The sequence below is a fragment of the Candidatus Finniella inopinata genome (assembly GCF_004210305.1).
Lineage (GTDB): Bacteria > Pseudomonadota > Alphaproteobacteria > Paracaedibacterales > CAIULA01 > Finniella > Finniella inopinata_A.
Window position 1 is genome coordinate 106,899 of sequence record NZ_SCFB01000002.1, and the last position, 18,103, is coordinate 125,001.

The following is an 18,103-nucleotide window of genomic DNA, read 5'->3' on the forward strand; positions in this document are numbered from 1 at the left end:
GACCAACTCATTACTGCAGAGAGATGCATGACTTGGTTTTTTGAATTTTATAACAGCTTAGGAATAGCGTCCAAGTAACAGACCAAATCATTGTTATGGTAAGACCAAGATACTTGACATGATTCAAAGAGAGGTGGCACAGAATAGTAACCGTAACCACAATTTTATAAATTTCAGGGTCGTATGTCTGTATCTTTTGTTTTTCCGGGTCAAGGTTCTCAATCTGTTGGAATGGGTCGTGAGTTTATAGAGACGTTCCCCATAGCGCGCCATGTTATGCAAGAGGTTGAGGATAGCCTGTCGCAAAAGCTGACGCAGCTTATTCTAGAGGGGCCGATCGATACGTTAACGCTAACGGAAAACGCTCAACCAGCGCTTTTGGCGGTTAGCATGGCTGTTTTAAAAACTATAGAAAAAGAAAGCGGTAAATCTGTTGCCGAACTGGCATCTCATTTGGCTGGCCATTCCTTAGGCGAATACAGCGCCCTATGTGCAGCGGGAGTTTTCAGCGTCTCCCAGGCTGTCAAACTGGTACGATTAAGGGGGTTGGAAATGCAAAAGGCAACTCCCCTAGGCCAAGGAGCCATGGCAGCAATTCTTGGTTTAGAATTGGAAACTGTCGAAAGTTTGTTAAATGACCTTCAAGAGCCGTCGCACCTGTGTGTTATTGCCAACGATAATTCCCCTGGTCAAGTGGTGATAAGTGGTCACTTTGATGCCGTCAACCAGGCCATGGAAAAGGCAACAAAAGCCGGAGCCAAGCGAGCCATTCTACTGCCCGTCAGTGCACCATTCCACAGCCCCCTCATGGAACCAGCCGCCCTCGTAATGCGCCAAGCTTTAGAGGAAACCGACCTAAAGCCCCCTTCCCTTCCCGTTATTGTTAACGTAACAGCGATGCCTGTTGTTGGTAAAACCGTGCTACCGGGCTTGTTAGCCCAACAAATTACGGGTCGTGTCCGGTGGAGGGAAAGTGTTCAAACCCTTTCCCAGCTTGGTTGCCAACATGTGATTGAAATTGGTGCTGGTAAAGTTTTAACCGGTCTTAACAAACGCATTGATCCATCCTTACAAACCAGCAGCATTAATACGCCAAAGGATTTGGAAGAGTTCTTACAAGATATTCAGCTGTAGTATCATATGATATTATCACCAACAACCCCATAGAAAGGTTCTCTATGTTTTCCTTAAATTCCTACACAGCCCTGGTCACAGGTGCCACGGGTGGCATTGGCCAAGCTATTGCCCACGCGTTGGCGGCACAAGGTGCTCGGGTGGCCTTGTCTGGAACACGTCAAAATGTTTTGGAGGAAGTAGCTTCCCAACTTCAAGCCCAGTATGGCACCAAACCCATTGTTCTTCCCTGCTCTTTAACTGATGCTAATTCTCTTGAGGCTCTACTTCCAGAGGCTGAAGAAAAAATGGGCAAGGTTGATATTTTGGTAAACAATGCAGGCATCACACGCGATAGCTTGGCCATACGGTTAAAGGATGAAGATTGGCAACAAGTTTTAGACGTCAACTTAACGGCTTGTTTTCGGTTATGTCGGTCGGCCCTTAAGGCGATGATGAAACGTCGATATGGACGCATTATCAACATAAGTTCGGTTGTTGGCACCACAGGCAATGCAGGTCAGGCGAATTATTGCGCCTCTAAGGCTGGAATGGTTGGGTTATCAAAGGCTCTTGCCTTAGAAGTTGCCACCCGCGGCATTACAATTAACTGTGTCGCACCGGGTTTTATCGAATCTGATATGACCACAGGACTTCCAGATTTAGTTAAAGAAAAAATTATTAGCAATGTCCCAGTAAAACGCATGGGCACCCCACAAGAAATTGCAAGTGCCGTCGTTTACTTAGCTAGTGCCGAAGCCAGCTATATCACAGGTCACACCTTGCATGTTAATGGGGGCATGAACATGATTTGAACTGCATTTTTAGCGTGGCCCGAATTTGTTTTTCGCAATATTACCCTTGCGGAGAGCAGAGAAAAAATCTATAAAAACTAAAGTAGTAAAAAATTAGTTTCTGGGGGCGCGTCATGGCTTGTAAAACATCTGGACTCAGCGGATTTGATGATTTTTCAAACGTTACCGCACAGAATATTTTATCTGTCATAACAAAGGATAAAATCTGCGAGGCTTCTGACCTTATTGGCCGGTCCGTTAACCGCACGCCCCTTTTAGAAACCCCCTGGTTAAGTCAAAAAATTCAAGGCACCGTTCATCTTAAGCTAGAGAACATGCAGGTCGCCGGCTCTTGTAAAGCACGTGGAGTCTATCTGAAACTGCTTAGCCTTACTGCAGAACAAAAAGAGCGCGGCGTCATTACCATATCGACTGGTAATCATGCTTTGGGCGTTGCCCACCAAGCTCAGCTTATGGGCATTAAAACAACCATCGTAATGCCCGAAAATACTCCTTTTTCTAAGGTTGAAAGCCTTCGTCAGTATGGCGTCTCAGTTATTTTGCAGGGCAAACATATGCCTCAATCGCGGGACTTCGCGATGCAACTTATTAAGACACACGGCTATACCATGATCCACCCATTCGATGACCCCTATATCATCACGGGCCAGGGCACAGTGGGCTTGGAAGTCATGCAACAAGCTTCTAACCTGGATACATTGATTGTTCCAGTGGGCGGAGGGGCGTTTGCAGCAGGCATTTGTATTGCCGCTAAAGCCATCAATCCACAAATTCATATTATTGGTGTTCAGTCAGAATTCTGCCCAGCCACGGCTGAAATTTTATTTCCAAACTCGATGCCGACCGAGCGTTGTTTTGCAACAAAAAGCCTGGCTGAAAGCATGAATGTTCAGTTCCCTGGCGAGCTGGCCTTATCTGTTCTGGCAGAACATTTAGACGATTGTATTGTTATACCCGAAAAATATATTGAGCTGGCGGTTGGATCGTTGATTGACCGCAGCAAAATTGTGGCCGAAGGGGCTGGGGCTTTGGGTGTTGCCTGCTTGTTGTATGCTCCCGAATTATTTCATCACAAACGCGTTGGCGCATTTATAAGCGGTGGCAATATTGATGCAAAAGATTTAGCCACAGTTTTGTCCAAAAGTCATAAAGATAAAGGGTGTTTAAAACGGTATCAAATTGAAACCACAGATACACCAGCCATCCTAGGACAGCTTTCTTATATTATTGGAAAGGCGGGTGGACAAATTTTTGAATTAAGCCAAGAAAAAACTTTAAACAACATCTCTGCAAAAAAAACTTCGATTAATGCCGTTATTGAAACACGCAATACACAACATGCCTATGACGTTTTTCAAGCTTTGGTTAATGGTGGGTTTTCAGCGCAAATGCTAGAAGAATAAAAAAAAGGGCTTCACTTGGAAGCCCGCCTTAAATTATGGAGCAAAAGCTATGACCAAAAGTTCTTTCAATCACCCCTTATACCTTAATTTTACAAAAGATATCCTTATGCCATGGCCGCTTTTATAAAGGCTGAAAACAAAGGGTGAGGTTCAAATAAACGAGATTTCAATTCAGGATGGAACTGAACCCCAATAAACCAAGGATGGTCAGCACGTTCAACAATTTCTGGCAATACACCATCCGGTGACAACCCAGAACACTTCAAACCAGCCTCAGCCAAACGCTCAATGTAATGCGTGTTAACCTCATACCGATGACGATGGCGCTCCTGGATCAGGTCAGCATTATAAACTGTATGAACCAAAGAGTGGGGCATTAAACGGCAAGGATAAGATCCTACCCGCATTGTGCCGCCTAAATCACTGCTCTCCGTTCGAGTCTGTATCCCTGCCTCTGATTGCCATTCTCGCATTAAGCCAACGACAGGCTCTGCTGTCGGGCCAAATTCAGTGCTGGAGGCTTGGGCTAATCCCAGCTGATTCCGACAGGCCTCTATCACCGCCAATTGCATCCCGAAACAAATCCCCAAAAATGGAACCTTATTTTCGCGGGCAAATCGTATAGCCTCTAGCTTTCCTTCGATGCCTCGTTCACCAAAACCACCGGGAACCAAAATAGCTTTCACGTCTTTTAGTTTTTGATGCAGCTGATCTAAATCTTGGGAATCAATCCAAACCAAATCAAGCTTTAATCCCAGAGGGATGGCTGCATGGTTTAGGGCCTCGATTAAGGATTTATAGGCATCTAGCAGCTGTGTATACTTTCCAACAATGCCTATCTTAAGGCTTTTGTTGGCAGCACCTAGCTGGGTTTGAATACCTTGCCACTGTGCCAAATCACTAGCTGACTCATCAAGGCAAAAATGATGACAAACTTGGCGATCAAGGCCTTCCGCATGATACTGCAAAGGAACTTCATAAATGTTAGAGGCATCCAACGCGGCGATGACATTATCGCTGGCTAGGTTGCAAAATTGGGCCAGTTTGCGTTTGGCTTCTTGAGGAATAGGGCGATCACTTCGGCACAGTAAAATGTCGGCTTGAATACCCACGCTCAACAACTCCTTGACAGAATGTTGCGTTGGTTTTGTTTTTAATTCTCCGGCCGTGGCTATATAGGGTAAAAGCGTAAGATGCACAAATAACGTGCGTTCTCGCCCCAAATCATTGCGCAATTGACGAATGGCTTCCAGATAAGGCAAACCCTCTATATCACCAACAGTTCCGCCAATTTCACATAAAACAAAATCAGCATTCTCCGTATCCCGCATGATGAAACTTTTAATTTCATCTGTAATGTGGGGAATGACTTGGACCGTGGCGCCTAAATAGTCACCGCGACGCTCTCTGCTTAGGACCGTTGAATAGATTTTACCAGTTGTGACATAATCACTGGATCGGGCTGAAACGCCGGTAAATCGCTCATAATGACCAAGGTCAAGATCAGCCTCTGTCCCGTCATCGGTTACAAAAACTTCGCCGTGCTCGTATGGGCTTAATGTCCCTGGGTCAATGTTCAGGTAGGGGTCAAGTTTGCGCAGCAAGACAGAGTAACCACGTGCCTGCAGTAAAGCCCCCAAAGCTGCAGAGGCCAAGCCCTTCCCCAATGAAGACGTAACACCGCCAGTTATAAAGATATAACGGGTGACCATTAGGTTTTTGGATTTTCAGATTGTTTAGTATCTAGCAAAGATGAAGCTTGACGCAACTGAGAGCTGGTAATGATTGTCATCAAAATACAATTTCCAATAAACAATACAGCCAACACAGCGGTGATCCGCGTCAAAAGGTTTGCAGCTCCACGGGCTGTGAACATACTGTTTCCAGCACCACTTCCACTGCCGCCCAAAAGCCCACCCCCGCCCTCGCTTCGTTGTAGTAAAATTACGCCGATCAGGGAAATTGTTATCAAAATATGAATTGTCAAAAGTAGGTTCATCGTACTCTCTTGCGATTTAAAAGTTTATTTATTAGGGGCCATAATCATAACCATCTGGCGACCTTCTAGTTTTGGTACATTTTCAGTCTTAGCAATTTCTTCAAAGTCTTGCTTTAACTTAAGCAAAATTTCCAACCCGATTTCTTGGTGGCTCAACTCTCGCCCGCGAAAACGCATAAGGATCTTAACCTTGTTCCCTTCTTCCAAGAAACGTTGAATGGCCCGGCACTTGGTAGACAAATCCCCGTCGTCAATCATCGGTCGCATTTGCACTTCTTTAACTTCTATGATTTTCTGTTTCTTTTTGGCTTCGGCTTTTTTCTTTTGCTGTTCGTATTTGAACTTCCCGTAATTGAGAATTTTACATACAGGCGGTTCAGCATTAGGAGAAAGCTCAACCAAGTCTAAACCAATTTCTGAAGCTCTTTGTAAGGCCTCGCTACGCGTAACGACACCCACCATTTCACCATCTTCATCAACAAGCCTAACTTGAGGAACAGTAATTTCTTCATTGATTCTTGGGCCATCATGTTTGGGGGCCTCGCGCGAACTAAAGGAGTCTGTGGGCAAACGGGCTATAAGAATTCTCCATTGTGGTTAACTTTTACAAGTATTGTTTTAGCAAGAATCCACGCAGTCGTCCAGAAATTAGAAATTATTTAAGTAAAACAAAAAATGTTCTCGCAGCGCAATCTTGATTTTGTACATTTTTTGTGCTAGTGAAGTGCTTTAGATATATTAATCATAGCTTTTCACAAGTTTGCCAAAAGGTTAACTTTGATGGGATCTGAATCCGAAAGTCGAGTTACTTTAAGATGACCTACGCCGTAACAGAGGCCTGCATTCGTTGCAAATATATGGATTGCGTTACGGTTTGCCCCGTGGACTGTTTCTATGAGGGCGAAAATATGTTGGTCATTAATCCGGATGAATGCATTGATTGTGGTGTTTGCGAACCCGAGTGTCCAGCCGAAGCCATCATCCCAGACAGCAATCCAGGGGCCGAAAAGTGGGTGGAAATTAATCGTCAATATGCAGGATTGTGGCCCAATATTACGATCAAAGTGGAACCTCCAAGCGATGCAGATCAGTGGCTGAAGGTTGCCGATAAATTTCAAAATGAATTCAGTCCAAAACCCAGTCTAGGCAAAAGTAATTGAACTTCATGAAAATGGCCTTGAATTGACACATAAGAGCTACCACATACCAAATTATAGACGACTCAATAAATCTTAAAAGGTGCACATCATGTCAGATTTTAAATTTACAACCGGTGATTTTGTTGTTTACCCAGCGCATGGTGTGGGTAAATTGGTGGGAAGCGAGACTCATGAAATAAGTGGTCACAAGCTTGAACTATTAGTGATTAACTTTGACAAGGAAAGAATGACGTTACGGTTGCCGTCACATAAAGCAAAGGCCGCAGGACTTAGACCATTGAGCAGTGAAGATGCCATGCAGAGCGCTTTACATACATTAACTGTCAAAACCAAACAAAAAAGAGCTATGTGGAGCCGCCGCGCTCAGGAATACGAAACAAAAATTAATTCAGGTGACCCCAAGTCGATTGCTGAGGTGGTTCGGGAACTCTATAGGGCTCAAAGCGATTCCGATCAATCTTACAGCGAACGTCAAATTTACCAGGCGGCTATGGAACGATTGGCGCGCGAATTGGCGGCTGTCGAGTCCATTGAGGAAACAGCGGCTGTTGTAAAAATGGAGAAAATTCTGGAGGCTGCTTAGACAAGGTGCTCTCTTTTGTTTTTAGGGTTTCCCTAAGCTTTGTGTTCATAATAATAGAAGAGGTTGGTTTCAAAAATTTTTTTAGATCACTTCGAAAATTTATAAGACTCCTATTGGATGGAAACTTTAGGAGTATAAAACAAGCTCCGGCAGACATAGCCGCTCTAGAAGAGTTTTGCAAAAGATGTATACCTCAGTCGACTGATCTTTCTAGCCCTTCTACATCATTACAGAAAAGAGGGGAACATGACGATTAGTGGATGGCTCATCATCGACAAACCTTTGGGGCTAAGCTCAACCCAAGTTGGTGGGAAGATTCCTCGCAGCCTCAAAATTAAAAAACTGGGGCATGTCGGAACCCTTGATCCTTTAGCTACAGGCGTCTTGGTTATTGCATTAGGGGAGGCTACAAAACTGATCCCCTACCTACCAACCACCCTCAAGGTCTATGAATTCGAGGTGCGCTGGGGTGCTTCTACAGATACCGACGATGCCGAAGGACAAATCATTCAACAGTGTCAAGTTTACCCTACCCTTTCAGCTATTAATAATGCCCTGCCCCACTTTTTAGGACAAATCGACCAAGTCCCCCCTATTTACTCAGCCATTAAAATTCAAGGACAACCTGCTTATAAGGCCGCCCGCAAAGGCGAAACTCCGCTCATGAAAACGCGACAGGTTTCTATTCATGACCTGCGTGTTGTAGAAATGGTTGATGAACAGACAACACGTTTTCAGGTTAAATGCGGTGGTGGAACATATGTCCGATCGCTGGCCAGAGACATCGCCCTTCACCTTGGCACCTATGGTCATATTCACAGTTTGCGTCGTCTTCAAGATGGCCTATTTGGGATTCATGACACAATTTCGCTGGAAAAAATTCTAGAAATGGGCCATAAATCGGAAGAACATTCGTTAATAAAACCGATTGAGGCAGTTCTGGACGACATCCCGGCTGTCCTTGTATCGGAAGACGATGCTCAACGAATTCGTCAGGGCATGGACATTCAAAGCGACCTCAAGATAGGCACCAGGAACGAACAACCTGTTGCTCTTTTCTACAAGGACAAATTGCTAGCCATAGCCGTCCTCAAAGAAGGAAGATTGCATCCCCGACGCGTTTTCAATTTAACACCTTAACAGTAAAGGAAATATACGATGTCGATTACAGCAGAACGTAAAACTGACCTTATTAAAGAGTTTGCAACCCACGAGGGTGACACAGGATCACCAGAAGTTCAAATTGCCATTTTAAGCGAACGCATTCGCAATCTGTCAGGTCACATGTCAACCCACGCCAAAGATTTCCATTCTCGTCGCGGATTGTTGATCATGGTTGGTGCCAGAAGGCGCTTGTTAGATTACTTAAAAGGGAAAAGCGTTAGTCGTTACCAAACTGTCATTCAACGTTTAAATATTAGACGTTAATTTAAAATTTGCGCCTGTTCTTGTTATTTATAAAGGGAAAACCTACAAAAGACGGTCCCGGTCTTGAAATTAAGAAAGTTACTTAAAGATATGTCTCATTTTTTTAAAATTCACCGCCAAGAAATTAATTGGGGCGGGCGCACACTTAGCCTTGAAACAGGAAAAATTGCCCGTCAAGCTGACGCGGCTATCATGGTTACTTATGGCGAAACCACGGTTTTATGTACAGTGGTTGGCAATAAACACGCAAATCCAGCAGCAAGCTTTTTCCCCTTATCAGTTCATTATCAAGAAAAATCATTTGCTGTAGGACGCATTCCTGGTGGTTTTTTTAAACGCGAAGGACGCCCATCTGAGAAAGAAGTCTTAACATCGCGCCTTATTGACCGCCCTATTCGCCCTTTATTTCCCGACGGCTTTTATAACGAGGTCCAGGTTGTTTGTACGGTCCTTAGTTACGATTACGAGAATGACGCCGACATTGCAGCCTTAGTAGGCACCTCAGCTGCCTTAAGTTTATCAGGCATTCCTTTTGCTGGCCCTGTGGGTGCAGCCCGTGTGGGATATGTTGATGGTCAACTTGTCTTGAATCCAATTCCTGAACAGATGCAGACCTCTTCCCTTGATTTAGTGGTTGCTGGAACGCGTGAAGGCGTTTTGATGGTTGAATCCGAGGCAAAGGAATTGTCAGAAGACCTCATGCTCCAAGCTGTTGAGTTCGGTCATCAATCATTTCAACCGGTGATCGCAATGATCGAAGCTTTGAAGACCCAAGCTGGTAAAGCAAGTTGGGCGATGCCTTTATTGCCTGACAATATCGAAGTTTTGAAAAAGCACATTACCAAAGTTGCTGAAAATGATTTGAAGCAAGCGTACGAGCTGTCACAAAAACAAGAACGGTATGAGGCCATTCATAGTACGCAGTTAAAAACAAAAGAAGCCTTAGAAGGCGAGATTTTTAATGATCTTATTTTTGATCAACTGTTTGAAGAATTAAAATCAGATATCGTACGCAACAACGTTTTGGACAAAGACAAACGGGTTGATGGTCGCGGTTTAACCAATATTAGGCCGATTGAGTGTGAGGTTGGAATTATCCCTCGCACCCATGGCAGCGCCTTGTTTACCCGCGGTGAAACACAGGCCCTTGTTGTTGCCACCCTTGGTACTGGCCAAGATGAACAAACAATCGACGCCTTGGAAGGCGAATTCAAAGAACGCTTCTTGTTGCATTACAACTTCCCCTCTTATTCTGTTGGTGAGGTTGGTCGCATGTCTTCCCCCGGTCGCCGTGAAATTGGTCATGGTCGCCTGGCATGGCGGGCTTTGCGTCCACTTTTACCCACCCGTGAGGGATTCCCTTATACCATGCGCGCTGTATCAGAGGTGACTGAATCAAACGGATCATCATCGATGGCAACCGTGTGCGGAACATCGTTGGCATTGATGGATGCCGGCGTTCCCTTGATAAGACCGGTTGCTGGTATTGCCATGGGATTGATCAAAGAAGGTGATAAGTTTGCAGTCTTGTCGGACATTTTGGGTGACGAAGATCACTTGGGCGACATGGATTTCAAGGTTGCGGGTACAGAGGTTGGTATCACGGCCTTGCAGATGGATATCAAAATCACCAGCATTACACATGAGATCATGAAAATCGCCCTGGAACAGGCCCATAAGGGACGCCTGCATATTTTGGAGCAGATGGCAAAAGCTTTGGAAGGATCACGCGTTCAGGTCAGCACCTATGCACCACGCATGACAACCATGAAGATTAATCGCGATAAAATTCGCGATATCATCGGTGCTGGTGGCAAAGTCATCCGCGAGATTTGTGAAAAAAGTGGCGCCAAAATTGACATTGACGAAGATGGTCAAATTTCAATTGCCGGTCCAGATTCGGAAAGCCTTGAGCACGCCATAGCCATGATCACGAATATTGTGGGTGAACCAGAGGTCGGCGCGATTTATACCGGTAAAGTTGTCAAGATCATGGAATTTGGTGCTTTCGTAAACTTTATGGGCAGCAAGGATGGTCTTGTGCACATCAGTGAATTGGCACCCAACCGGGTTAACAAAGTCACTGATATTGTACAAGTCGGTGATACGGTTCAGGTTAAGTTTGTTGGCTTTGATGATCGTGGCAAGCTGAAACTGAGCATGAAAGCAGTATCGGGCCCTCAAAACCCAAGTGAAGGTGCATAATACTTCCAGTAGCCTATTCATAGGGAAATTTAGAAGAAAAGTAATTCTATGAATATGGCTTCCCGTTTGTTTTTTGTGAAAGTGTTTTTTACAGGCCTAATTGTCTACTTTCTAGGTAAAAAACTAGACTTTCAATTGGTAAAACAAACGTTAAAACAATTGTCTTATCCCACAGTTTTGGCCGGCATAGGGTGTCTGTGGGTTGGTATTTCTGCGGGCGCCAAGCGATGGCAAGAGATTATTAGTTGTCAGACTAAAACCTTACCTTTGTTAGACCTGTGGCGCCAAACCGTCATTGGGGCTTTCTTAAATCAATGCCTACCCAGTTCGGTGGGCGGCGATGTATACCGTGGGTTTATGGCTAAACAATATGGTCTGACCACAGAATGGGCGATTAACAGCACCCTTATTGACCGTCTTTACGGCCTGATGGGGTTTGTTCTTTTAGGCATTTTGGCCCTTCCTGGACAATTTGACACCCTGAACCAAACAAGCTTGGGTCAAACAATGATCGTTTGTTTACTTTTAGCGGGTGCGGGTTTTACGACCTTGGCATTTTTTCATCGTCTGCCATTACCAAAAGTTTCCGTTTTGACGTTCCTGGAAACTTTTTCAAAGCAATTTTACCTGACGTTAAAGAACCGTGACCATACCGGAAAGATCTTGGCTTGTTCCTGGATCACCACTCTTGGGTGCACTTTTCCTTTGTACCTGATTTCTTTGGACATGAATCTTTCCCTAACCTTTGGGCAAATTGTGATCGCCCTTCCCTTTATTTTTTTAATAGCCGTGGTGCCCATTTCCTTTGCGGGTTGGGGCTTGCGAGAAGGGACAATGGTCGTGGCCCTTGGTCTATTTGGCATCGGTAAAGAGCAGGCATTTTCTTTGTCTGTTGTTTATGGTTTAATTCAGCTGTTGGCGGCCTTGCCTGGCTTAATCGTTTGGTTGGCTTTCCCTCATTCTCCATCAGAAGGAAAATCAGCATGACATCACCTATTCGGTTACTTGACTCTACCTTGATCAACCAAATCGCTGCTGGTGAAGTCATCGAACGCCCCGCTGCCGCCGTAAAGGAATTGGTCGAAAATGCGGTGGATGCGGGTGCGACCCATATTGATATTCTGTTGCGCGAGGGCGGCAGGACCCTGATTCAAATCACGGATAATGGCTGCGGCATGGAACGGGATGATTTATGGTTGGCCGTTGAACGGCACGCGACCTCTAAACTGCCCGAGGGGGATTTATTTAACATCAAAAGCTTTGGCTTTCGGGGCGAGGCTTTACCCTCCATCGGTGCCGTCAGCCGCCTGACCATCACCAGTCGACCAGCCCACCAAGACACGGCCTGGGAATTATTCTTAGAGGGGGGCGTAAAAAATGAGCCCAAGATAGTCGCCTACCCGATAGGGACACGTATCAGTGTTCGGGACTTATTTTATGCCACGCCGGCCCGATTGAAATTCCTAAAAAGCATCAACACCGAATTATCCCATTGTGTCGATTGTATCAACCGGCTGGCTTTGGCCCACCCCCATATCAGATTCCATTTAAAAGAAACCGACCGGGTTTTGATTGATTATCCGTCAAGCCCAAGCTTAGAATACCGAATGACGCAAATTTTGGGGGCTGATTTTGTCAATAATGCCCGCCCGATCCAGGGACAACGCGACAATGTGGGAATTAAAGGCTGGGTCAGTTTGCCAACCTATAACCGCAGTCAGTCAACAGAACAATTCTTGTTTGTGAATAACCGACCCGTGCGCGACAAATTGTTTCATGCGGCCATTCGAGTCGCCTACCAAGATTTACTGGCAGGAAACCGTTACCCCGTTGTGGTGGCGTATCTAACCGTTGATCCTGACGAGGTGGATGTGAACGTTCACCCTGCCAAAACGGAGGTTCGCTTTCGGGATGCGCAGATCGTGCGGGGGCTTGTGATCAATGCCATACGCCAAACGCTGGTAAGCCATGGCCAAACGACCTCTTCCCACTTAGGCGATCAGGCGATAGCTGTTTTGCGGCCCTCAGCGCCACCTTCCAACATTCCTTCTTATGCGGCAGCCTCCTCCCGATTCAATCCATCCTTTGCGCCCCCAAGACCCCCTGCATTTCAGGGATTTATCCCAAGCTCACCAACGGCGGCTGCCTCCGTTGCCCAAAACCTTTATGAAGTTCCCGAGACGCACAACGATTGGCCTTTGGGACAAGCTGTTGGCCAAATCCACAGCACCTTCATTTTGGCTGAAAAGGCTGACAGCCTTGTGATTGTTGACCAGCATGCCGCCCATGAACGCCTGGTGTATGAACAACTAAAACAAAACCTGCATGAAAAAAATGTGGCCAGCCAGGCTGTGTTGTTGCCAGAGGTGTTGACGGTCGCGCAAACGGACTTGGCCCTTTTGGAACCCCACCTTCCAGAGTTACAAGGCCTAGGATTTGACATTGAAGTCTACAGTGGGAATGCCCTGGTTGTGCGCCAAATTCCAGCGTTATTAAGCGGCCTAAAAGCCAGCGATTTCATTCATGACCTGCTGAGTGACCTTAAGGAATTGGACCAAGGGGTTGCCGTTACTGAAAAATTGTACGAAATTTTATCGAGTGTTGCGTGTAGAGGCAGTATTCGCGCCGGCCGCAAATTATCCTTACAAGAAATGAATGCGATGCTGAGACAAATGGAATCCACGCCCCTTTCAGGACAATGCAACCACGGCCGCCCCACTTATGTGGAATTGAAAAAAACCGATATTGAGAAATTGTTTGGACGGCGGTAGGGGGAATTGGAATACATTCAAACAACCAATTCGGCTCAAACACTAAATTTTTCAACGTCATGAACCAAAATTAGCAGAACCTCCAGAAAAAGCCCGCTCCACCTGTTCACAGTAATAATGATAAAATAAGATGTGGGCTTGTTGAATATGGGGGGTGATTGTGCTTGGCATATCAAGCAGAACATCTGTCAAGGGTTCCAGCCGCCCTCCCCCTTTTCCTGTCAAGGCAATCGTCGTCATTGATTGTTTTTTTGCCTGTTCAAACGCCCGGATAACATTGGGCGAATTGCCACTGGTCGACAAGCCCATCAGAACACCACCTTCTTGCCCATAGGCCTCCACCTGGCGGGAAAAAACGGTCTCGTACCCATAATCATTCCCCAAGGCCGTTAGAATAACAGGGTTATCTGACAAACATATAACGTTCAAAGCCTGTCGTTCTTTCAGATATCGGCCCACCAGTTCGCCTGCTATATGTTGCGCATCAGATGCCGATCCGCCATTACCACAAACCAACAAAGGGCGCCCCGTCTTTAAAGCATGAACCGTAACGTCAATGGCTTTATCCAACCGTTGATGCAAAGTGTTTGAATTCAAAACATCCTGATAAACTTGCAGGGATTGACGGGTGTAATCGGCAAAACTCATAATTTAAAATCCTAACAAATACTGATGCTGAATCTATGCCTATCAATGAGCTCATACGCAATCGTTTTGTTAAAGGTATCGCTTAAATGATGCAGATATGAAACCACAATAATGCGGATGTTCGGTGATCTTAAGGCGACAGATCGGCTGCAAATGGCGTCTAAACAGTCAGGGCGCCACTGAACTGTGGAACCGTGACATTCCAGGGAAATTTTGGTGCCTAGAATAATTTTGATGGTACCACCACGAATAAGTGTTTCGCTGGCCACTACAAACAACCCCAAAACCAAAGGCGCCAGACGATCATCGTCAAGACATACCCCCTGCCATTCTAGACGGATAGACTTTAGCTGTGCCATTCGTTCTAGAACCGTCTGAACTTCACTAAGGCTAGCCTTATAGGTAAATAACAGTCGAAAGAACTTTAACTGCAGTTGAGCCGTTTCACAGCTTTTTTGCAATGCCTGGGTGGTGTCGCTATCTGGCGCACCCTCCCCCAACATTTCTAGCCCCAAACCTAAAGAGCCCAACGGCGAGGCCAGATCATGGCAAAACTTGGCAATGAGCATAGGAACCCAGGCGGAGATATCTGTATGCATAAAATTCATCACCATTAAAGAAGATAGTTAATGATAAAAAAATGCCAAAAATTAAGCCAGTCATTTTCATAAATTTTAACGTTTTGTTAACCTTCCTACCCATAAAATTTTGTAGGCCATTAATTTTAATTTTTTAAATAGGAAAAAACATATGAAAATAAGTCAACTTTTAGTGGGTCTGTGCCTTTTATCGACATCCTGCGTGGCCCGCATGTCACAGGAAGATATCCAAAAAGAGGTCGATGGTTTTAAAATCATACAAACACGAGTTCAACAAACCCTGCAACCGATACAAGATGAAATCAATGCTGTTAAAACGAATCTGAGGCCTGCTTTTGAAACAGAAGCCGCTCCTATCAAGGCTCAGATGGGGGCTGTTGATGAAGAAATCAGAGCTTTAGAGAAACAATGTGATGGGTTAGACCAAAAATTACGTGCAGAGTCAGCCGAACTTGAACAGCAGAAACAAGATGAAATACAAAAAACCATCTCTCCTTTACAAGAGGCGTTAGATAAAAGCAGAGAGCCCATTATGGCCAGAGTTCAAGCACTTGAGGCAGAAGAACGAAAAATTTATAATGATTATTATAAACTAAAAGCAGATCCAAAGTGGGGCAAATGGTGTGGTGGCATGGAAAGCTTGGACGTTGCTTGGAAAGCTGCAATCCCAAGAGAAGAGATTAAAAAACTTTATAAATCAGTAGAAAACGATTTACCCCAACGCATAGAAGCAGCCGAAAGAGCGATTGGACTTAAGTATCGAGAAGAATATTTAAAAAGAGAGGAAGCGTGTAATAGGGCAAGAGAAAAGGTTTATGCCGTCATAAGAGAAAAGGAAACGCATCGTGATGAGCTTCGTAAGCAAACTTACGCCATTGATCAACGTCACAGAGCAGCTATTAACGAAGAAGCTATACCTGACCTTGCCATTGTCAGCCGCCTAGCAAGAGAGGTGGAATTTAGAATGGTGTCAGGACTACCCGTTTAGCTGTACAACGAGGGCCCAAATTATAAAAAAAGAGGGACTAAAAAGTCCCTTTTCATTTTTTCTGTTGATCCAGAAACTAGCGAGAGTAGCCGCCACGTGGGCGATCGTAACCGCCACCACCACCGCCGCCACGATATCCGCCGCCGTTACCGCCACCGCCATCACGACGAGGGCCGAAATCACGGCCACCGCCACCGCCGCCACCGAAGTCCCGGTTGTTACTGTATTCACGGGGTTCTTGTGGTTTCGCTTCGGCAACGCTGATCATGCGGCCTTGGCTTTCTTTACCATTCAAGTCTTTAATAGCTAACTTTGCTTCTTCATCCGTTGTCATTTCAACAAATCCGAAACCCTTGCTGCGGCCAGAACGACGATCCGTAATAATTTTAGCTGAGACTACGGACCCTACTTCAGCAAAGACCTTTTCAAGATCACTATCATTCATTGAAAACGATAGATTGCTGACGTATAATTTTTTATTCATGTGAACTCCTTAGATATTTTCTTGCCGCGGACAACTGAAGATTCCTATAAACTTTCAATTACAACGGACGACTGACACCTCTAATTATAAGGCCGGAATCCCTTAAAAAATAGTAAAAAAAAATAAAAATAACAAAAAACTATAAAGATATTTTTAGATAACATTAAGATAATATACACACATGAACCATTCTTCTTCAAAAAGCGAACTGATCGGTCACGAAAAAGCCTTTCAAAGTTTACTAAATCTGTACCAACAACAGACTTTAAGCCCCTGTTGGCTGCTGAATGGGCAACAAGGTATAGGTAAGGCCACCTTTGCTTTAGCCTTTGCACGCCATGTATTGGCGAAGAATACTGTTAACCCTGATGGTTTAAGCCCTGATCTGGTCCAACGTCAAATTCAGGCAGGCTCGTACCCTAACCTTTTAATCATCCAAAAACCTATTACCGACGGCGAAGAAGCTGGGGAAATTCCGCTGTCTGAAGCCAAAAGAGTTCTAAACTTTCTGGCCCATTCGGCCATAATTCCCGGTTGGCGTGTCGTTATTGTGGATGCGGCCAATGAATTGAATCGATCAGCTTCCAATTGTTTGTTGAAAATCGTGGAAGAACCGCCGCCGAAAACGGTTATTTTATTGGTTTGTCACGCGTGGGGGCAGGTTTTGCCCACGTTGCGATCACGCTGCCAGCGTCTCGATTTTTCACCACTAACCACAGATGACGTGAAAGATTTGTCGATTGATAATGATTTGTTCGCCGTTTGCCAGGGCAGCCTTGGGTATTACCAACAGCTGGTAAACGCAGGCGGCGTGGAGTTTTTAAGAACAGTCACCACGATAATCCAAGCCGCGCGACAAGGCCAATGGATTCAGTTGCAAAAATTCTGTCAAGACACAGGCAAACTGCCCAATCGTTTTGAATGCTTATTGTGGCTTTTACCGAATTTAATTTATCAAAAAACCATTGAAACGAAATCCCCCGACTGGCTGACCGTCGCCCAAAAATTAAACGCTTTCCTGGAACAGGCTAAAACAAGCCACTTGGATAAAACCCAGTTTCTGGTAAATTGCTTTTTATTGATTGAGAATCCGAACTGTTGATTTGGGAATGATATATGATTGAAAGCCCTATCCTTTTAGATCTGCCGGTGCCGTTTTATACATCTCGGCTGATGATCCGCCCCATGATGCCAGGCGACGGCCCTGCCGTATGGGCAGCCGTTGAAGAATCAAGACCCCAAATCAGAAAGTGGTTGCCGTGGGTTGATGATGTAAAATGTTGGCAAGATTCTGAAAAATCAGCCCGGCAGTTTTATGCGAATTTTATTTTGAGAAGAGATTTCAATTTTTGCATATTTAAGGGGGACGTGTACGTTGGAGGATGTGGATTGCGCAACGTTAACTGGGACGTTCCTTCGGCCACTGTAGCGTACTGGTGCCGAGAAAGCCTTCAAGGCCAAGGATATGTTACCGAAGCTGTTGGTGCTCTGACCCTATACGCCTTTAAAGAAATGGGATTCAAGCGGTTAGTCATTCGTTGTGAACTAGAAAACACGAAAAGCGCGGCCGTTGCGAATCGTCTGGGATTTGATCTGGAAATGACAGCTAAGGGAATCATGGCGCACCCCCGTACCGAGGAACTTTTGACGATATGCAGTTTCGTGCGATTTGATTCTTCTGGCTTGGAAAATTCCTACTCTTATAAGCTTGGATCTTAATACTGTGTGCAAGTTTTTAAACCAATTTTTCTCCTGGAACTTAGGCCAATCTTTAGACACAATGCGCCCTTGGGGACCCTCCTACGACCCAAGCCAAAGAGCCCTCCCCGCCTCCATGCACAACACGACTCTCCCTGTGCCTCCCTATCTTTCGATCTTGAAGCATGTCTTCTCGCAGGCTTCCAAAC

19 protein-coding genes are annotated in these 18,103 nt (G+C 45.2%); 13 read left to right on the plus strand and 6 right to left on the minus strand.

Annotated features, from left to right (window positions below):
* The first annotated feature begins 183 nt into the window (after positions 1-183).
* The 3 genes from fabD to EQU50_RS01360 all read left to right on the plus strand — a co-directional run bounded on the left by fabD (position 184) and on the right by EQU50_RS01360 (position 3,331).
* The gene (gene fabD / locus EQU50_RS01350) at positions 184-1,134 is read left to right on the plus strand and encodes an ACP S-malonyltransferase (protein WP_130153368.1); all 951 of its coding nucleotides are present in this window, start codon (positions 184-186) and stop codon (positions 1,132-1,134) included.
* A 44-nt stretch (positions 1,135-1,178) separates the two neighbouring features.
* Positions 1,179-1,928, plus strand: coding sequence for a 3-oxoacyl-[acyl-carrier-protein] reductase (gene fabG, locus EQU50_RS01355; protein WP_130153369.1), 750 nt, complete (start codon positions 1,179-1,181; stop codon positions 1,926-1,928).
* Positions 1,929-2,041: 113 nt separating this feature from the next.
* Positions 2,042-3,331: a pyridoxal-phosphate dependent enzyme gene (locus tag EQU50_RS01360; RefSeq protein WP_130153370.1), complete on the plus strand. Its 1,290-nt coding sequence runs from the start codon at positions 2,042-2,044 to the stop codon at positions 3,329-3,331.
* A 104-nt stretch (positions 3,332-3,435) separates the two neighbouring features.
* On the opposite strand, the gene EQU50_RS01365 is transcribed toward EQU50_RS01360, so the two are convergent.
* From EQU50_RS01365 to infC, 3 genes are read right to left on the minus strand one after another with little or no spacing between them, the layout of a single operon-like run.
* The gene (locus EQU50_RS01365; RefSeq protein ID WP_130153371.1) at positions 3,436-5,043 is read right to left on the minus strand and encodes a CTP synthase; all 1,608 of its coding nucleotides are present in this window, start codon (positions 5,041-5,043) and stop codon (positions 3,436-3,438) included.
* Positions 5,043-5,330, minus strand: a complete 288-nt coding sequence (gene secG, locus EQU50_RS01370; RefSeq protein WP_130153372.1) for a preprotein translocase subunit SecG — start codon at positions 5,328-5,330, stop codon at positions 5,043-5,045. Before secG ends, EQU50_RS01365 begins: the two co-directional genes overlap by 1 nt.
* A gap of 24 nt (positions 5,331-5,354) precedes the next feature.
* Positions 5,355-5,900, minus strand: a complete 546-nt coding sequence (gene infC, locus EQU50_RS01375; RefSeq protein ID WP_130153373.1) for a translation initiation factor IF-3 — start codon at positions 5,898-5,900, stop codon at positions 5,355-5,357.
* Positions 5,901-6,145: 245 nt separating this feature from the next.
* Between infC and fdxA the strand changes: the two genes are divergently transcribed.
* The 7 genes from fdxA (at position 6,146) to mutL (ending at position 13,477) form a co-directional block, all read left to right on the plus strand.
* The gene (gene fdxA / locus EQU50_RS01380) at positions 6,146-6,490 is read left to right on the plus strand and encodes a ferredoxin FdxA (RefSeq protein ID WP_130153374.1); all 345 of its coding nucleotides are present in this window, start codon (positions 6,146-6,148) and stop codon (positions 6,488-6,490) included.
* Positions 6,491-6,578: 88 nt separating this feature from the next.
* Positions 6,579-7,073, plus strand: a complete 495-nt coding sequence (locus EQU50_RS01385) for a CarD family transcriptional regulator (protein ID WP_130153375.1) — start codon at positions 6,579-6,581, stop codon at positions 7,071-7,073.
* 246 nt (positions 7,074-7,319) lie between these two features.
* The gene (gene truB, locus EQU50_RS01390) at positions 7,320-8,213 is read left to right on the plus strand and encodes a tRNA pseudouridine(55) synthase TruB (protein WP_130153376.1); all 894 of its coding nucleotides are present in this window, start codon (positions 7,320-7,322) and stop codon (positions 8,211-8,213) included.
* Between the two features lie 18 nt (positions 8,214-8,231).
* Positions 8,232-8,501 (plus strand): 30S ribosomal protein S15, encoded by a 270-nt coding sequence (rpsO, locus tag EQU50_RS01395; RefSeq protein WP_130153377.1) that lies wholly within the window; start codon positions 8,232-8,234, stop codon positions 8,499-8,501.
* Between the two features lie 90 nt (positions 8,502-8,591).
* Positions 8,592-10,706, plus strand: coding sequence for a polyribonucleotide nucleotidyltransferase (gene pnp, locus EQU50_RS01400; protein ID WP_130153378.1), 2,115 nt, complete (start codon positions 8,592-8,594; stop codon positions 10,704-10,706).
* Between the two features lie 48 nt (positions 10,707-10,754).
* Positions 10,755-11,693, plus strand: coding sequence for a lysylphosphatidylglycerol synthase transmembrane domain-containing protein (locus EQU50_RS01405; protein WP_130153379.1), 939 nt, complete (start codon positions 10,755-10,757; stop codon positions 11,691-11,693).
* A complete protein-coding gene (gene mutL, locus EQU50_RS01410) occupies positions 11,690-13,477 on the plus strand; it encodes a DNA mismatch repair endonuclease MutL (RefSeq protein ID WP_130153380.1) in 1,788 nt (595 codons plus the stop codon). The genes EQU50_RS01405 and mutL overlap by 4 nt, the downstream gene beginning before the upstream one ends.
* Positions 13,478-13,534: 57 nt before the next feature.
* Here the strand turns inward: mutL and EQU50_RS01415 are convergent, their stop codons facing one another.
* Together EQU50_RS01415 and EQU50_RS01420 are read right to left on the minus strand one after the other, a co-directional pair.
* The gene (locus tag EQU50_RS01415; protein ID WP_130153381.1) at positions 13,535-14,125 is read right to left on the minus strand and encodes a D-sedoheptulose-7-phosphate isomerase; all 591 of its coding nucleotides are present in this window, start codon (positions 14,123-14,125) and stop codon (positions 13,535-13,537) included.
* An 11-nt stretch (positions 14,126-14,136) separates the two neighbouring features.
* Positions 14,137-14,724: a hypothetical protein gene (locus EQU50_RS01420; RefSeq protein WP_165380285.1), complete on the minus strand. Its 588-nt coding sequence runs from the start codon at positions 14,722-14,724 to the stop codon at positions 14,137-14,139.
* Positions 14,725-14,875: 151 nt separating this feature from the next.
* Here EQU50_RS01420 and EQU50_RS01425 point away from each other — a divergent pair, with 151 nt between their 5' ends.
* Positions 14,876-15,712, plus strand: coding sequence for a hypothetical protein (locus EQU50_RS01425; protein WP_130153383.1), 837 nt, complete (start codon positions 14,876-14,878; stop codon positions 15,710-15,712).
* A 76-nt stretch (positions 15,713-15,788) separates the two neighbouring features.
* Here EQU50_RS01425 and EQU50_RS01430 read toward each other — a convergent pair whose 3' ends face one another.
* On the minus strand, positions 15,789-16,196 hold the full coding sequence (locus tag EQU50_RS01430) for an RNA recognition motif domain-containing protein (RefSeq protein ID WP_130153384.1): 408 nt from the start codon (positions 16,194-16,196) through the stop codon (positions 15,789-15,791).
* Positions 16,197-16,377: 181 nt separating this feature from the next.
* On the opposite strand from EQU50_RS01430, the gene EQU50_RS01435 reads away from it, so the two are divergent.
* Both EQU50_RS01435 and EQU50_RS01440 read left to right on the plus strand, forming a co-directional pair.
* Positions 16,378-17,298: a hypothetical protein gene (locus tag EQU50_RS01435; protein WP_130153385.1), complete on the plus strand. Its 921-nt coding sequence runs from the start codon at positions 16,378-16,380 to the stop codon at positions 17,296-17,298.
* A 14-nt stretch (positions 17,299-17,312) separates the two neighbouring features.
* Entirely contained in the window at positions 17,313-17,915 is a 603-nt protein-coding gene (locus EQU50_RS01440) for a GNAT family N-acetyltransferase (protein WP_130153386.1), read from the plus strand.
* Positions 17,916-18,103: the final 188 nt, after the last annotated feature.

What these genes read in the sequence shown, in the direction of transcription:
- fabD (WP_130153368.1), top strand. Translation starts at nt 184, where the DNA reads ATGTCTGTATCTTTTGTTTTTCCGGGTCAAGGTTCTCAATCTGTTGGA.
- fabG (WP_130153369.1), top strand. Translation starts at nt 1,179, where the DNA reads ATGTTTTCCTTAAATTCCTACACAGCCCTGGTCACAGGTGCCACGGGT.
- EQU50_RS01360 (WP_130153370.1), top strand. Translation starts at nt 2,042, where the DNA reads ATGGCTTGTAAAACATCTGGACTCAGCGGATTTGATGATTTTTCAAAC.
- EQU50_RS01365 (WP_130153371.1), bottom strand. Translation starts at nt 5,043, where the DNA reads ATGGTCACCCGTTATATCTTTATAACTGGCGGTGTTACGTCTTCATTG.
- secG (WP_130153372.1), bottom strand. Translation starts at nt 5,330, where the DNA reads ATGAACCTACTTTTGACAATTCATATTTTGATAACAATTTCCCTGATC.
- fdxA (WP_130153374.1), top strand. Translation starts at nt 6,146, where the DNA reads ATGACCTACGCCGTAACAGAGGCCTGCATTCGTTGCAAATATATGGAT.
- EQU50_RS01385 (WP_130153375.1), top strand. Translation starts at nt 6,579, where the DNA reads ATGTCAGATTTTAAATTTACAACCGGTGATTTTGTTGTTTACCCAGCG.
- truB (WP_130153376.1), top strand. Translation starts at nt 7,320, where the DNA reads ATGACGATTAGTGGATGGCTCATCATCGACAAACCTTTGGGGCTAAGC.
- rpsO (WP_130153377.1), top strand. Translation starts at nt 8,232, where the DNA reads ATGTCGATTACAGCAGAACGTAAAACTGACCTTATTAAAGAGTTTGCA.
- pnp (WP_130153378.1), top strand. Translation starts at nt 8,592, where the DNA reads ATGTCTCATTTTTTTAAAATTCACCGCCAAGAAATTAATTGGGGCGGG.
- EQU50_RS01405 (WP_130153379.1), top strand. Translation starts at nt 10,755, where the DNA reads ATGAATATGGCTTCCCGTTTGTTTTTTGTGAAAGTGTTTTTTACAGGC.
- mutL (WP_130153380.1), top strand. Translation starts at nt 11,690, where the DNA reads ATGACATCACCTATTCGGTTACTTGACTCTACCTTGATCAACCAAATC.
- EQU50_RS01415 (WP_130153381.1), bottom strand. Translation starts at nt 14,125, where the DNA reads ATGAGTTTTGCCGATTACACCCGTCAATCCCTGCAAGTTTATCAGGAT.
- EQU50_RS01420 (WP_165380285.1), bottom strand. Translation starts at nt 14,724, where the DNA reads ATGCATACAGATATCTCCGCCTGGGTTCCTATGCTCATTGCCAAGTTT.
- EQU50_RS01425 (WP_130153383.1), top strand. Translation starts at nt 14,876, where the DNA reads ATGAAAATAAGTCAACTTTTAGTGGGTCTGTGCCTTTTATCGACATCC.
- EQU50_RS01430 (WP_130153384.1), bottom strand. Translation starts at nt 16,196, where the DNA reads ATGAATAAAAAATTATACGTCAGCAATCTATCGTTTTCAATGAATGAT.
- EQU50_RS01435 (WP_130153385.1), top strand. Translation starts at nt 16,378, where the DNA reads ATGAACCATTCTTCTTCAAAAAGCGAACTGATCGGTCACGAAAAAGCC.
- EQU50_RS01440 (WP_130153386.1), top strand. Translation starts at nt 17,313, where the DNA reads ATGATTGAAAGCCCTATCCTTTTAGATCTGCCGGTGCCGTTTTATACA.